This is a genomic window from Streptomyces sp. NPDC091289 (genome assembly GCF_044757365.1).
GTDB lineage: Bacteria > Actinomycetota > Actinomycetes > Streptomycetales > Streptomycetaceae > Streptomyces.
Genome location: NZ_JBIVUT010000001.1, coordinates 363,221 through 377,407, shown reverse-complemented (window position 1 = coordinate 377,407; position 14,187 = coordinate 363,221). Strand labels below are relative to the sequence as shown.

General features: G+C 73.3%; 14 protein-coding genes. 5 read left to right on the top strand and 9 right to left on the bottom strand.

From position 1 onward, the window contains the following. Positions 1 to 40 precede the first annotated feature (40 nt). The 3 genes from uvrA to ACIQPT_RS01540 all read right to left on the bottom strand — a co-directional run bounded on the left by uvrA (position 41) and on the right by ACIQPT_RS01540 (position 4,080). Positions 41 to 2,455: an excinuclease ABC subunit UvrA gene (gene uvrA, locus ACIQPT_RS01550; RefSeq protein ID WP_401151290.1), complete on the bottom strand. Its 2,415-nt coding sequence runs from the start codon at positions 2,453 to 2,455 to the stop codon at positions 41 to 43. A gap of 104 nt (positions 2,456 to 2,559) precedes the next feature. Beyond that, positions 2,560 to 2,997 carry a nuclear transport factor 2 family protein gene (locus tag ACIQPT_RS01545; protein ID WP_401151287.1) on the bottom strand — a complete coding sequence of 146 codons (438 nt, stop codon included), beginning with the start codon at positions 2,995 to 2,997 and terminating at the stop codon, positions 2,560 to 2,562. Between the two features lie 39 nt (positions 2,998 to 3,036). After that, positions 3,037 to 4,080, bottom strand: a complete 1,044-nt coding sequence (locus tag ACIQPT_RS01540) for an MsnO8 family LLM class oxidoreductase (RefSeq protein WP_401151285.1) — start codon at positions 4,078 to 4,080, stop codon at positions 3,037 to 3,039. A gap of 82 nt (positions 4,081 to 4,162) precedes the next feature. Between ACIQPT_RS01540 and ACIQPT_RS01535 the strand changes: the two genes are divergently transcribed. Beyond that, complete coding sequence (locus tag ACIQPT_RS01535) at positions 4,163 to 4,651, top strand: hypothetical protein (RefSeq protein ID WP_401151282.1); 489 nt, start codon at positions 4,163 to 4,165, stop codon at positions 4,649 to 4,651. On the opposite strand, the gene ACIQPT_RS01530 is transcribed toward ACIQPT_RS01535, so the two are convergent. Then, the gene (locus ACIQPT_RS01530; RefSeq protein WP_003964580.1) at positions 4,652 to 4,867 is read right to left on the bottom strand and encodes a dodecin; all 216 of its coding nucleotides are present in this window, start codon (positions 4,865 to 4,867) and stop codon (positions 4,652 to 4,654) included. A gap of 203 nt (positions 4,868 to 5,070) precedes the next feature. Here ACIQPT_RS01530 and ACIQPT_RS01525 point away from each other — a divergent pair, with 203 nt between their 5' ends. From ACIQPT_RS01525 to ACIQPT_RS01515, 3 genes are all read left to right on the top strand, one after another. Then, on the top strand, positions 5,071 to 6,327 hold the full coding sequence (locus ACIQPT_RS01525) for an extracellular solute-binding protein (RefSeq protein ID WP_401151278.1): 1,257 nt from the start codon (positions 5,071 to 5,073) through the stop codon (positions 6,325 to 6,327). Between the two features lie 213 nt (positions 6,328 to 6,540). Beyond that, positions 6,541 to 7,356: a GNAT family N-acetyltransferase gene (locus ACIQPT_RS01520; protein ID WP_401151275.1), complete on the top strand. Its 816-nt coding sequence runs from the start codon at positions 6,541 to 6,543 to the stop codon at positions 7,354 to 7,356. Next, positions 7,353 to 8,288 (top strand): lysophospholipid acyltransferase family protein, encoded by a 936-nt coding sequence (locus tag ACIQPT_RS01515; RefSeq protein WP_401151272.1) that lies wholly within the window; start codon positions 7,353 to 7,355, stop codon positions 8,286 to 8,288. The genes ACIQPT_RS01520 and ACIQPT_RS01515 overlap by 4 nt, the downstream gene beginning before the upstream one ends. Here ACIQPT_RS01515 and egtD read toward each other — a convergent pair. Genes egtD through egtA form a run of 4 tightly spaced genes read right to left on the bottom strand, consistent with a single transcriptional unit; the run spans position 8,183 to position 12,658 of the window. Then, positions 8,183 to 9,145 carry an L-histidine N(alpha)-methyltransferase gene (gene egtD / locus ACIQPT_RS01510; RefSeq protein ID WP_401151269.1) on the bottom strand — a complete coding sequence of 321 codons (963 nt, stop codon included), beginning with the start codon at positions 9,143 to 9,145 and terminating at the stop codon, positions 8,183 to 8,185. The genes ACIQPT_RS01515 and egtD overlap by 106 nt on opposite strands. Next, entirely contained in the window at positions 9,142 to 9,897 is a 756-nt protein-coding gene (gene egtC / locus ACIQPT_RS01505) for an ergothioneine biosynthesis protein EgtC (protein ID WP_401151266.1), read from the bottom strand. Before egtC ends, egtD begins: the two co-directional genes overlap by 4 nt. Further along, positions 9,897 to 11,309, bottom strand: coding sequence for an ergothioneine biosynthesis protein EgtB (egtB, locus tag ACIQPT_RS01500; protein WP_401151263.1), 1,413 nt, complete (start codon positions 11,307 to 11,309; stop codon positions 9,897 to 9,899). The genes egtC and egtB overlap by 1 nt, the downstream gene beginning before the upstream one ends. Beyond that, positions 11,306 to 12,658 carry an ergothioneine biosynthesis glutamate--cysteine ligase EgtA gene (gene egtA, locus ACIQPT_RS01495; RefSeq protein ID WP_401151260.1) on the bottom strand — a complete coding sequence of 451 codons (1,353 nt, stop codon included), beginning with the start codon at positions 12,656 to 12,658 and terminating at the stop codon, positions 11,306 to 11,308. Before egtA ends, egtB begins: the two co-directional genes overlap by 4 nt. 146 nt (positions 12,659 to 12,804) lie before the next feature. Between egtA and ACIQPT_RS01490 the strand changes: the two genes are divergently transcribed. Beyond that, complete coding sequence (locus ACIQPT_RS01490) at positions 12,805 to 13,626, top strand: TIGR02452 family protein (protein ID WP_401151258.1); 822 nt, start codon at positions 12,805 to 12,807, stop codon at positions 13,624 to 13,626. A 72-nt stretch (positions 13,627 to 13,698) separates the two neighbouring features. On the opposite strand, the gene ACIQPT_RS01485 is transcribed toward ACIQPT_RS01490, so the two are convergent. After that, a complete protein-coding gene (locus tag ACIQPT_RS01485; RefSeq protein WP_401151256.1) occupies positions 13,699 to 14,166 on the bottom strand; it encodes a type II toxin-antitoxin system PemK/MazF family toxin in 468 nt (155 codons plus the stop codon). Positions 14,167 to 14,187 lie beyond the last annotated feature (21 nt).

Sequence of the window (14,187 nt, the reverse complement as noted above, 5' to 3'; positions counted from 1 at the left end):
TGATCCCGTACGGCTCCGAACGCGTGGGAGCCGTACGGGATCAGCGCCGCAGCGCCTTCGCCAGATACGGCGCCGTACGGCTCCCGGTCTCCCGCGCCACCTCCGCCGGGGTGCCGGTCGCCACGATCCGGCCGCCCCGGTCCCCGCCCTCCGGGCCGAGATCGATGACATGGTCCGCTCCCGCCACCACGGCCATGTCGTGCTCCACGACCACCACCGTGCTCCCGCCGTCGACCAGGGAGTGCAACTGCCGCATCAGCACCTCCACATCGGCCGGATGCAGTCCCGTCGTCGGCTCGTCCAGCAGATACAGGGTGTGCCCGCGCCGGGTGCGCTGGAGCTCCGCCGCCAGCTTGATGCGCTGCGCCTCACCGCCGGACAGCTCCGTGGCGGGCTGGCCGAGCCGCAGATAGCCGAGCCCCACGTCCAGCAGAGTGGTCAGCGCACGCTCGGCGGCCGGCGTCCCGGCGAAGAAGGAAGCCGCCGACTCCACGGTGAGATCCAGGACCTGAGCGATCGTCAGGCCGTCGAGAGTGACCTCCAGGGTCTCCGGGTTGTAGCGCGCACCGTGGCAGTCGGGGCAGGGCGCGTATGTGCTCGGCAGGAACAGCAGCTCCACCGAGACGAACCCCTCGCCCTGACAGGTCTCGCACCGACCGCCCGCCACATTGAACGAGAACCGCCCCGCGCCATAGCCCCGCTCCCGCGCCGTCTCCGTCCGCGCGAACAGCTTCCGTACGGCGTCGAACAGACCGGTGTACGTGGCCAGATTGGACCGGGGCGTACGGCCGATGGGCTTCTGGTCGACCTGGACGAGCCGGTCCACCGCCTCCAGGCCTGTGGCCGCCGCGCAGTACAGCTCGCCCGCCCCGGCCTCCTCGCCCGCCTGCCGGTCACCCAGGACCCCGGCGAGCACCTGGCCCACCAGGGTCGACTTGCCCGAGCCGGACACCCCGGTCACCGCCGTGAACACCCCGAGCGGGAACGCCGCGTCGACGCCCCGCACATTGTGCCGCTCCACGCCGGTGAGCCGGATCCACCCGGCCGGCGTGCGCGGCACCCGTACCGGCGCGGGCCCCTCCTCGAACAGGAAGCGGCGCGTCGCCGACTCCGGGACCTGGGCGAGCCCCTCGGGCGGACCGCTGTGCAGCACCCGCCCGCCGTGCTCCCCGGCCAGCGGGCCGACGTCCACCAGCCAGTCCGCCCGCCGCACCACATCCATCTGGTGCTCCACCACGAAGACCGAGTTCCCGGCCTCCTTCAGTCGTCCCAGCACCCCGAGCAGCGCCTCGGTGTCCGCCGGGTGCAGCCCTGCCGACGGCTCGTCCAGGACGTAGACGACACCGAAGAGGCCCGACCGCAACTGCGTGGCCAGCCGCAGCCGTTGCAGCTCACCGGAGGACAGCGTCGGGGCCGTCCGGTCCAGGCTCAGATAGCCGAGCCCCAGCTCCGTCACCGTGCCGATCCGCGCCAGCAGATCACCCGTCAGCACCCGGGCCGTCTCCTCACCGCCCGCCCCCGCCCCGGACAGCACCTCGGCCAGCGCGGACAGCGGCAGCCCGGCCAGCTCCGCGATGGTCCGCCCGGCGAACGTCACCGCCATCGCCTCGGGCCGCAGCCGGCTCCCGCCGCACACCGGGCACGGGGCGCTGGTCAGGAAGCGCTCCGCCTTCGCCCGCAGCGTCCGGCTCTTGGTGTCGGCGAAGGTGTGCAGCACATAGCGCCGCGCACTCATGTACGTCCCCTGGTACGGGCGTTGGATCCGGCCCGCGTCCCGCACCGGGTGCACGGTCACCACCGGCTGCTCGTCGGTGAACAGGATCCACTCCCGGTCCTTCGGGTCCAGCTCGCGCCACGGTCGGCCGACGTCGTACCCCAACGCGTCCAGCACATCGCGCAGGTTCTTGCCCTGCCAGGCGCCCGGCCACGCGGCGATCGCCCCGTCCCGGATCGACAGCGAGGGGTCCGGGACGAGCAGCTCCTCGTCCGTCCGGTGGATCCGCCCCAGCCCGTGGCACTCCGGGCACGCCCCGACGGCGGTGTTGGGGGAGAAGGAGTCGGAGTCCAGCCGCTCGGCACCCGGCGGATAGTCGCCGGCCCGGGAGAAGAGCATGCGCAGCGAGTTGGAGAGCGTGGTCACCGTCCCGACGGACGACCGGGCCCCCGGGGCGGAGCGCCGCTGCTCCAGGGAGACGGCGGGCGGCAGCCCGGTGATCTCCCCGACGGCGGGCGCGCCCACCTGATGGATCAGCCGCCGGGCGTACGGCGCGACGGACTCGAAGTAGCGACGCTGGGCCTCCGCGTAGATGGTCCCGAAGGCCAGGGAGGACTTCCCCGACCCCGACACGCCCGTGAAGACGGTCAGGGTGTCGCGCGGGATGTCGACCCGGACGTCCTTCAGGTTGTGCTCGCGGGCGCCGCGCACGCGGACGTACGGATCGTGGGGGGAGGGCATGGGGCTCGACTCCGTACGGGTGGGGTTCTGACGCCTGGCGGGACAAACAGTCCGATTCTAGGCGTCGGCGCCGACGGTGGTCCCCCGGGATCCGACGGCGCGCCTCATGGGGTGCAGGCGCGGACGACCGCGTCGGTGTCCCAGTAGAACGGCCGCACCTCGGTGATCCGGCCGTCCCGGACGGTGAGGGTCTGGAGGATGGGGAACGTCAGCTCCCGCCCGGTCGCCCGGGACCTGGCGCGGACGATCGTGCGCACCACCGACGTCTCCCCGGTGGCCAGGAAATCCTGTTCCACCAGCTCGAACTCGGCCCAGGTGGCGCTCATCGCCAGGAAGAACCGCTCCATGCCCCGGTGTCCGCGCCAGACCCCGCCGTACGGGAGTGCCGCCGCCTGACGCAGGACCACATCGGGGGCGAAGCAGGGGGCCAGAAGGTCGAAGGAGGCGGTGCCCGGCCCGCCGGCCGCCAGATAGCGGGCTTCGGCCGCGTACATGGCGGTCAGGACCGCCCGGGGGCTCGTCGTCGGGGTGGTGTGGGTCATGCCCCCAGCGTTCCCGCTCCTCGCGGCCGGGTCCGGCGGTTATCGGACGTCGAGGCTCCGCCGCGGTGCCTGCTCGTCGCCCCGGCCCCGCGGTCGGGCGATCCGGGCGAGCCGCCGCAACGAGTCCACCAGCCCTTCCCGGTCGTACGTGCTGGTCGTGACGAGCACCTCGTCCGCCCCGGTCTCCTCGATCGCCCGCTCCAGTTGACCGGCCACCTGCTCCTCGGTGCCGTGGACATGGCCCTCGAGCCCCCGCTCGTACAGCGTCCGCTCCTTGGCCGTCATGGTGAGGGCCTCGATGCGTGCGGCCTGGGCGAGCGGCGGAAAGTCCCCGTGCGTACGGGAGTACGCCATGGCCCACGCCTCCGGCACGAGCAGCCGGCGGGCCTCCTCCTCGGTGCCGGCGACGGCCACCGTGCCCGCGACGATCACCTCGGGCCGCTCGGCGCGGGCGGAGGGGCGGAAGTCGCGGCGGTAGACCTCGATGGCGCGCAGCACCTTCTCCCGGCCGCGCAGATCGCCGATGACGAGGGGGAGCCCGGCGGCCGCGGCGACCGACGCGCCTTCCCCGATCGCCAGGACGTACGCGGGGATGCGCAGGCCTTCCGCCGGATGGGCGTGCACCCGGGGGTGGGCCCGCTGGGTGCCGTCGATCCAGCCGAGCAGCTCGGCGAGCCGGCCGGGGAAGTCCTCGGCGTCCTCCTTGCCGTGGCCGAGCGCCCGGCGGACGCCGTCGGTGAACCCCACGGAGCGGCCGAGCCCCATGTCGATCCGGCCGGGGAAGAGGGAGGCGAGCACCCCGAACTGCTCGGCGACGACCAGGGGCCGGTGGTTGGGCAGCATCACTCCGCCGGTGCCGACCCGGATGGTGGAGGTCGCGGCGGCGACGGCGGCCGCCAGCACCGTCGGCGCGGACCCCGCGACCCCCGGCACCCCGTGGTGCTCGGAGACCCAGAAGCGGTGGAAGCCCAGCGTCTCCGCCTCCCGGGCCAGGTCGACGGTGTCGCGCAGCGCCCGGGGCGCGTCGTGCCCCTCACGGGTGCGGGAACGGTCCAGGACGGAGAAGCGGGTCGAAGCGATCACAGAGCTCACGCTCTCTTCAACGCGCCGGCCCCGCGGGGATTCCCGCGGGGCTTCCCGGGGCGGAGCTTCCTAAGCTGGGGGAGTGGACAACGACGCACGGCCGCTGGCCGTTTTCGATCTGGACGGCACGCTCGCGGACACCGCCCACCGGCAGCACTTCCTGGAGGGGGCGAAGCACGACTGGGCCGGCTTCTTCGCCGCGGCCGCGGCCGACCCGCCGCTCCCGGAGGGCGTACGGATGGTGCTCGCCAGCGCCGAGGAGTGTCGCATCGTCTATCTGACCGGCCGGCCCGAGCGGTGCCGCCGCGACACCGTGCGCTGGCTGAGCCGTCAGGGACTGCCCGAGGGCGAGCTGTTCATGCGGCGCAACGACGACCGCCGCCCCGCGCGCCGGACGAAGCTGGACATCCTCCGGCGGCTGGGGCGGACGGGGAGGGTGCGCATGCTCGTGGACGACGACGAGCTGGTCTGCGATGCGGCCGAGGTGGCCGGATTTGCCGTGGTGCGGGCCCGCTGGGCCGACCCGTCGGCAGCGCTGAAGGACGCGCAGGAGCGCGAGGGACGTACCTGATCAGGCGCTTTCGTCGAGCCTGAAGCCCACCTTCAGGCCGACCTGATAGTGCGCGATTCGGCCATCTTCGATATGGCCACGAACTTGATTAATCTCGAACCAATCGAGATTGTGCAACGTTTCCGCCGCTCTTGCGACGCCGTTCCGGATCGCCGCGTCGATGCCCTCCTCGGAGGTTCCTACGATCTCGGTGACCCGATAAGTGTGATTCGCCATGGTGTGTCTCCTCTCCTGAGACCACGTTGCCCCAATCCGTGGTGTCCCGCGAGGGGGAGAGTGGGGCGAATCGGGACGGGTGTCCGCCTTGACCTACTGATTGGTCCATACCAAAATTCAGCCAACCACCCGTGCGAGCGCTGCCCGCAATCCCCCCACACCGGGTCCCGATTTCGTTGTGCCGTTTCGCAGAAGGTGACCACGTGAAGAACCGCATTCTGGCCGGAGCCATCGCGCTTGTCTCATCCGTCGCACTCTGCGGGTGCAGCTACATAACGGGCTCGGGCAGCGGTGACCGCACGGTGACGGTCTGGCTGATGAAGGACAGCGTCTCGCCCGGTTTCCTGGACAAGTTCACCCGCTCGTACGAGGAGGAGAACCCCTCGATCGAGCTGGACTTCAAGATTCAGGAGTGGGGCGGCATCGGCCCCAAGGTCCTCTCCGCGCTGGAGGGCGACGACGCCCCGGACGTGATCGAGGTCGGAAACACGCAGGTCGCGCAGTACGCGGAGAGCGGCGGCCTGCGCGACCTGACCCTGGAATCGATGCGTGACCTGGGCAGCGACGACTGGCTGCCGGGCCTCGCCCAGCCCGGCAGCATCAACGGTGTGCAGTACGGCATCCCCTGGTACGCGGCCAACCGGGTGGTGATCTACAACAAGGAGATCTTCGGGAAGGCGGGCATCGACTCCGTCCCGAAGACGCGCGCCGAGTGGATCGCCGACACCGAGAAGCTCAACAACGCGGGCAACCAAGGCATTTATCTGGCCGGCCAGAACTGGTACGTGCTCGCAGGATTCATCTGGGACGAGGGCGGCGAGCTCGCCGACGAGAACGGCGGCGACTGGCAGGGCGCCCTGGACACCCCGGAGGCCCTGGCGGGCATGGAGTTCTACCAGAAACTCCAGGCGCTCGGCGACGGCCCGACGGACGCCGACGAGGAGAAGCCCCCGCAGACCGACGTATTCGCCAAGGGCGACGTCGCGCAGATCATCTCGACACCGGGCAGCGCCGCGCTCATCGAGCAGAAGAATCCCGAACTCAAGGGAAAGCTGGGCTACTTCCCCATTCCCGGCAAGACCGCGAAAGCCCCCGGCTCGGTATTCACCGGCGGCTCCGACCTCATCGTCCCGAAGAACGCCGACGAGCGCAGCGCCGGTATCGCCGTCGTCAAGGCGCTGGCGAGCGAGAAGTGGCAGACGGAGCTCGCCCGGGGCATGAGCTACGTCCCCAACAAGCCGAGCCTCGCCCATGTCATCGAGGGCGACGAGGGCACCGCGGCGATGGCGGAAGGCGCCACCCGCGGCCGTGCCACCCCCAACTCCTCCCAGTGGGCCAGGGTCGAGGCGGAGAACCCGATCAAGCCCTACATGACGGCCGTGCTGGAAGGCGGCGACCCGGCCCGGGAGGCCAAGGCAGCCTCGGAGCGCATCACCGCCATGCTCACCGGCAGCGGCTGACCCCTCCGCGACGACGTCCCCGGGACCCCGCGTCCCCGGGACCCGGTGTCCCTGCGGATTCAGTGTCCCTGGGGATTCAGCCGTCGCACATCCCCGCTCCCCACAGCGGTCACGTCGAATCCAGCCGGTGACGGAAGAAGTAAGGGGCCGGGCCGTCGCACTCCCGCGACGACCCGGTAGCACCCCCTACCGCTTCCGTCCCCGGAGACCGCCATGACCGTGCTGCCCGTCGCCCCGCACGCCCCGCTTCCCGCCGTCGCCCCCGCCCCCGCGCCCGTCCCGGCACCGGCCCCCGAACCGGCCTACCGGGTCTCCCTCGCCACCTGCCAGGAAGACATACGAGCGGCCCAGCGCCTGCGCCACCTGGTGTTCGCCGGGGAGCTCGGAGCCCGGCTCGAGGGGCCCGAACCCGGCCTGGACAGCGACGCCTTCGACGCGTACTGCGACCACCTCCTGGTCCGTGAGACCGCCACCGGGGACGTCGTCGCCACCTACCGGCTGCTGCCCCCGGACCGCGCCCGGATCGCCGGACGCCTCTACGCGGAGAGCGAGTTCGACCTCACCCGGCTCGCCCCGATCCGCGACGACCTCGTCGAGGTCGGCCGCTCCTGCGTCCACCCCGCCCACCGCGACGGCGCGGTCATCGCCCTCGTCTGGGCCGGACTCGCCCGCTACATGGAGCGCACCGGCCACACCTGGATCGCGGGCTGCTGCTCCCTGCCGCTGGCCGACGGCGGCGCGTCGGCCGCCCGGAGCTGGAACACCGTGCGCGCGGGACACCTCGCGCCGGAGGAGCACTGGGTCACCCCGCACCGTCTCTGGGACTCCTCCGCGCACGGCACGGAGACCGGCTCCCGGGCTGACCTCCCGCCCCTGCTGCGCGGCTACCTCCGGCTCGGCGCCCAGATCTGCGGAGCCCCCGCGTACGACCCCGACTTCAACGTCGCCGACCTGTACGTCCTGCTCTCGCTGCGCCGCACCGACCCGCGCTACCTGCGCCACTTCCTCTCCCTGGCCCCGCTGCGATGAGCACCTGGCTGCCCGTCGCCCCGTGCACCCCGGACGGCTGCGCCCGGCACACCGGAGCCGTCCGCGCCCCGCTGCCCGCCGCCCTCCTGCTGCTGGCCGGCTGCACCCTGGTCCTGCTGGGGGTGGCCTGCGTCCCGCTGGTCCGGCAGCTCGGGGCCGCCCGCCGTGACCTGCTGGTGCGGCGCTGGGCGCACGCGGTTCCCCGGGCCTTCGGCGTACGCGTCATGGTCCGGCGGCACGCGCCGGAACCCGCCACCGGCGGCGAGCTCGTCGTCGCCAACCACATCTCCTGGCTCGACATCCCGCTGATCGCCTCCGTCCTGCCCGGCCGGATGCTCGCCAAGAGCGAGATCCGGCGCTGGCCGCTGCTCGGCCCCCTCGCCGCGCTCGGCGGCACCCTGTTCATCGACCGCGACCGGCTGCGCGCCCTGCCCGCCGCCGTACGGACCGTCGCGGCGGCCCTGCGCTCCGGCTCCCGGGTCGTGGTCTTCCCCGAGGGCAGCACCTGGTGCGGACGGGGCGGCGGCGCGTTCCGGCCCGCCGTGTTCCAGGCGGCGATCGACGCCGGCGCGACGGTCCGGCCGGTCCGCATCGCCTACCGCACCGCCGCGTCGCACGCCTCGGAACCGGCCGCCGGGGCCGTGGCGTTCGTCGGGGACGATCCGCTCGCCGCCTCGCTCTGGCGCGTGGTGCGGGCGGCCGGGCTCACCGCCCGGGTCGACGTCCTCGCACCGATCCCCCCGAATGGCGAGGACGACCGCCGCACCCTGGCCCGCAGGGCACGAACGGCCGTCCTCGACCCTGGAGACGACCTCCTCCGGCCCCGTCAGACCGCCGTGGCCAGCGACAGGGCGAACCGCCCCGCCGCGTCCGTCCACCACCGGGCCAGCCGCATCCCGGCGGCCGCCAGCTCCTCGCGGACGTCCTCCTGACGGAACTTCGCCGACACCTCCGTACGCAGCTCCTCACCGGCCTCGAACGGCACCACCAGGTCCAGCTCCCGGATCTTGACGCTCAGCGCCCGGCGGGCCCGCAGCCGCATCTCGATCCAGCGGTCCGCCGGATTCCACACCGCGCGGTGCTCGAAGTCGTCGAGCGGGAAATCGGCCCCCAACTCACGGTTGACGACGCTCAGGATGTTCTTGTTGAAGGCCGCCGTCACCCCCGCCGCGTCGTCGTACGCGGCCACCAGCGTCTCCTCCTCCTTCACCAGATCCGTGCCCAGGAGCAGCGCGTCCCCGGGCGAGAGCAGCGAGCGGACCGACCGCAGGAACGCCGCCCGCTCCTCCGGCAGCAGATTGCCGACCGTGCCCCCCAGGAACACCACGAGACGGGGCCCCGGCGTCCCCGGCAGGGCCAGACCGCCGGTGAAGTCCGCGATCAGGGCGTGGACGGACAGCTCGGGGCGCTCGGCGAGCAGCGACTCGGCCGCCCCCGTCAGCGCGCTCTCGCTCACGTCCACCGGAACGTAACTGTGCAACTCGGGGAGGGCGTCCAGCAGATGACGGGTCTTCTCGGAGGACCCCGAGCCCAGCTCGATCACGGTCCGGGCCCCCGACGCCGCGGCGATCTCCTCGGCGCGCTCCTCCAGGATCTCCCGCTCCGCGCGGGTCGGGTAGTACTCCGGCAGCCGGGTGATCTCCTCGAACAGCTCGCTGCCGCGCGCGTCGTAGAACCACTTCGGCGGCAGGGTCTTGGGATGCCGGGTCAGGCCGCTGAGGACGTCGGCGCGCAGCGCCGCGTCCGTCGCGTCCACCGGCAGGGTGCGGGTCAGCAGGAAAGGACTCACGCGGTGGGCTCCTTGAGCGGGGTGAGCAGGACGTCCGAGGCGGTCGCGACCAGCAGGGTGCGGTCGGGGACCTCGCGCCAGAGCGGGTCGTCGTCGTACGGCTCCGAGGCGACCGCGGTGCGGCGGCCCGGCGTCGTGAGGTACCAGAGGGTGTCGCCCCAGGCGGTCGCCGTGATCGTCTCCCCGTCGGTGAGGAGCAGATTCAGCCGGGAACCGGGCGCGGCGGCCGCGACCTCGCGGACGGTCTCCGCGACGGCTTCCGGCACGGCGTCCCCGGTGTCGACCCGGTGCCGGATCAGCGCCCAGACCAGCGCCGAGTCATTACGGGCGGCCAGCGACAGGAGCTTCTCGGCGGGCACGGCTGCGGCGAGCGGGCCGAGCGATCCCGGCCAGCCCTTCACCGCACCGTTGTGGCTGAACAGCAGCCGCCCGGCGGCGTACGGCGCGGCCGCGGCCTCCCCGTCCGCACCCGCCTCGGTGGCGTCCCGTACGGCGGCGAGCAGCGCGGTGCTGCGGACCACCCGGGCCAGATCGGTGAAGGTCTCGTCGCCCCATACGGGGCCCTGGCGGCGGTAGCGTCCGGGCAGCGGGTCGCCGTCCGCGTACCAACCGACACCGAAACCGTCCGCGTTGACCGTGCCGTAGCGCTGCCGGCGCGGCTCCCAGGACTGCCGCACCAACGCGTGCGGGGGCCGCAGCAGAAGCTCGCCGAGCGCCACCGGTTCGCCCACATAGGCGATATGGCGGCACATCAGGCATCCCTCGCGGTGCGGAACCCGGCGAAGATCTGCCGCCGTACCGGAAGGTCCCAGTTACGGAACGTGCCCCGGCAGGCGACCTGGTCCACGGCGAACGAGCCGCCGCGCAGCACCTTGTGCCCGGGGCCGAAGAAGACCTCCGAATACTCGCGGTAGGGGAACGCCACGAACCCCGGATAGGGCAGGAAGTCGCTGGCGGTCCACTCCCACACATCGCCGATCAACTGCCCCGCCCCGGACGGCGACCGGCCCTGCGGATATGCCCCGGCCCGCGCCGGACGCAGATGGCGCTGGCCCAGATTGGCCCGCTCCGGCGTCGGATCCTCGTCGCCCCACGGGTAGCGCAGGGAGCGGCCGGAGACCGGATCGTGCCGGGCGGCCTTCTCCCACTCGCTCTCCGTGGGCAGCCGCCGACCCGCCCAGCGGGCGTACGCGTCCGCCTCGTACCAGCTGACGTGCAGCACCGGCTCGTCGTCCGGCACCGGCTCGGTCACCCCGAACCGGCGGCGCAGCCACTGCCCCGCCTCCCGCCACCAGAACAGCGGTGCTTCCAGGTCGTGTTCCCGGACCATGGCCCAGCCCTCGGGGGCCCACCAGCGGGCGTCCCCGTACCCGCCGTCCTCGATGAAGCGGAGGTAGGCGCCACAGGTGACCGGTGAGGTGTCCAGGTGGAACGCCGCCACGTCGCGCCGGTGCGCGGGCCGTTCGTTGTCCAGGGCCCACGGCTCGGCGGAGGTCCCCATCGTGAACGGGCCCCCGGCGATCAGGACTTCCTCCGGGAGCGCCTCGGCGCGGGCGGGCGCGGGCGGGGCGGGAGCGGCGAGCGCCGCCGGACCCGCGCGCAACTGATGGGTGATCAGCATGGTCTCGTCGTGCTGCTGTTCGTGCTGGGCGATCATCCCGAAGGCGAACCCGGCCCGCTCCAACGGGCGTCCGCCCTCGTGCAGCGGTGCGCCCTCCAGCAGATCCAGCGCCCGTCCTCGCACGTCGGAGGCGTACGTCCGTGCCTCGGCGGGGGCCAGCAGCGGCAGCGAGGGACGCGCGGCGCGCGCGTGCTCGAAGGCGTTGTACAGCCCGTCGATCTCCGGGCGCAGGGCCTCCCGGCCGCCGACGGCGCGCAGCAGCCACTGCTCCTCCTGGTTGCCGATGTGCGCCAGGTCCCAGACCAGGGGCGACATCAAAGGGGAGTGCTGGGCCGTCAGTTCACCGTCGTCCACGCTCCCGGTGAGCAGGGCGGTGCGCTCGCGCGCGGTCAGCAGCGCGTCGAGGGCACGCCGACGCAGGGTCTCCGGATCGATGCCGGGGGCGACGGGGAAGCCGTCCGAGGCGGTGGAACGGGCCGGATCGAAGGCGTCGGAGTGCTCGCGGTGCTCCGGGCGCCGCTCGTCCTCACGGTGCTCGGTCATGCGGAGGCCGCCTTTCGGCCGGCGGGCAGGCTGGGATCGGGGAGCCCGGCCGGATCGGTCAGCAGGCTCGGATCGGTCAGGTCGCCGGGCTCCGGCAGGTCGTCGGCCGGACATCGGCCCCGGGCGACATAGCGGTCGGTGAAGGCGGCCACGGTGTCGCGCACCGCCTGACTCGCGCCCATCCGCTCCAGCGCCGGGAGCGCCGCCCCGAAGCAGACGGTGGCCGCGGCCCGCAGCTCCGGGTCGGCGAGGCCCTCGCGGGCGGCCGTCGTCCAGAGCGGATTGCGCGGGGCCGGCGGTGCGCCCGCCGTCTCGGCCAGCGGCTTCACAGTGCGGTACACGGTCTCGGCGGCCTCCGGGTCGTCGAACAGGGCCGTGGCGACGGCGAGCGGCACCAGCCACCCGTCGGGCCCGCTCTGCGCGTCGATCATGCGCAGTTCGAGATGACCACGCGGCCGGACCGGGGGGAACAGCGTGGTGAGGTGGTAGTCCAGATCCGCCCGCACCGGCGGGCGGGGCGACCCGGTACGGATCCACTCGCGGAACGTGAGCCCCTCCGGCACGTCCCAGGGGCCGTCCTCGCACCGGATGCACAGCACGGATGTGTCCAGCACATGCGCGGCCCAGGCCTCGCGCGGGGCGCGTCCGGAGCCCGGCGCGAGGGTCCGGCCCGGGTCGAGGTCGGCCCACAGGGACTGCCGGGTGGAGCGCCAGCCGGTCCGGCGGCCCTGCTGGAACGGCGAATTCGCGAACGCCGCCACCAGCACCGCACCCAGCAGATGCGCGAGCTGCCAGCGCCGCCCGTAACCGAGCGGCCCCGGCTCCTCCTCGCCCGCGTCCAGGCAGACCTGGACCGAAGCGGAGGTGCACATCATCGCCCGCCCGGCCGGCCCCGCGCGGTCCAGCGCGGCTTCCATCGCGTCGTAACGGGGCTCCCGCAGCCTGCGGCGCGGCGACTGCCACGGGTCGACGCCGAGCCCCACCGGCGCGAGCCCCGCCGCGCCGAGCGAGGCGCGGACGGCCGCCAGATCGGCCGCGGTGGTGTCGACGCACTCCATGAGGGAGCCGGCCGGCTGCGAGCTGAGCTCCAGCTGCCCGCCGGGCTCGAACGTCAGGGCCGCGCTGAGCGGCAGCGCACGGACCGCCTCGACGGCGCTGTCCAGCCGCTCCTGGCCGACCGGGAGGTCAGGACGTTCCCGGTCGTGGATGAGCCATTCGAGTTCCACCCCGACGGTTCGGGGAGGGCCCGTCTTGAAACATATGCCGCGCAGTAAATCCTCCGCCCCGCTCTCGTCGAGGGGGGTGGCGTCCGGGCGCGAGCCGGTTGCGCCGGGAATGTCCAAGCCCATGAGGGCCTCCTTCGCAGCTGCTTGCCTACCAGCCAAACCCGTACCCGGAGATCGCACAAGGGTGCCCCCGAGCCAGGATAATCCGGTTGCGCCCAGGCCGGGTTCCCCGTCAGCATGCCCCGTATGCACCACACGGGGGAGCGCCGGTGAGCGCACGGCTGCGCGGCATCGCGCGCGATACGGAAGCGGTCGTCGAGGCCGGGCGATATCGCAACGCGGCAGGTCAGGACGTGTCCATCGAACGGGCCGTGACCGCCGCGCTGTCCGGCACCAGGCTCTACGGACCGGACCCGGTGCCCGTCGCCGCCCTGGACACCGACCGTGTCCCGCGCTTCGAGGTCACCGGCGAGAGCAGCCTCGCCGCGGCCCGCCGGATGACCGGCGAGGCCCCCGGCCGGGTCGCCGTCCTCAGCTACGCCTCGGCCCGCAACCCCGGCGGCGGCTACCTCAACGGGGCGCAGGCCCAGGAGGAGGCCCTGTGCCGCGGATCGGCCCTCCACGCGACCCTCCTGCGCGCCCCCGACTACTACGCGCACCACCGCGCCGAACGCAGCGCCTTCTACACCGACCGGGTGATCCACTCGCCCGGGGTGCCGGTCTTCCGCGACGACCGGGGCCGCTTCCTGGACGCCCCCTACACCGTCGGGTTCCTCACCTCGCCCGCGCCCAACGCCGGGGTGATCCAGCGGCAGACCCCCGAGGACGCCCATCGCGTCCCGGCCGCCCTGGCCTCCCGCGCCGAACGGGTGCTGGAGGTCGCGGCCGTACGCGGCTACCGCAGGCTCGTCCTGGGCGCCTGGGGCTGCGGAGTCTTCCGGAACGACCCGGCGCAGGTGGCGGAGGCGTTCCGGGCGCTGCTCGGCGCGGGCGGCCGGTTCGGCGGCCACTTCGAGCAGATCGTCTTCGGGATCCTGGACCGGGACCCCGACTCCCCGGTCCGGGCCGCCTTCGCCCGGACCTTCCCCTGACCCGGGGCCCGTCGCCGCGATGCGCGCCGGGTCCCGCGCGCCGGCAGGACCGCTCAGCGCCGGCCGTACCGCTCAGCTCCAGCCGTACCGCTCGCGCAGCCGCCCGGTGACCCGGTCGAACCGCTCCCGGTCCAGGGCGCACGCCTCCCGCCGCATCCCGTCCTCGTGGACCCGCAGTACCCGGTCCAGATCGACCCAGGACGGCCGCCCCGAGCTGTCCCACGGGCCCGCGCCCAGCGCCACCCACTCGTGGTCCCGGTCGTGCTGCTTGCTGGAGAGCTGGACGGCGAGGAGCGTGCCCGCCTCCTCGCGGGCCACGACGAGCACCGGCCGGTCCTTCCCGCGCCCGTCGTTCTCCTCGAAAGGCACCCAGGTCCAGACGATCTCGCCGGGGTCGGGATCGCCGTCGCGATTCGGGGCGTAGGACGTGCGCACGGAACCCACGTCATCGGGGTCGGCCTGCACGGTGGCGGTCGGCCCGCTGCTGCCGGGCACGTCAAACGGGTTGTCGGATCGGTACGCGCTGTCGTGGAACGTCATCGCAACACCGTAGAACCTCCA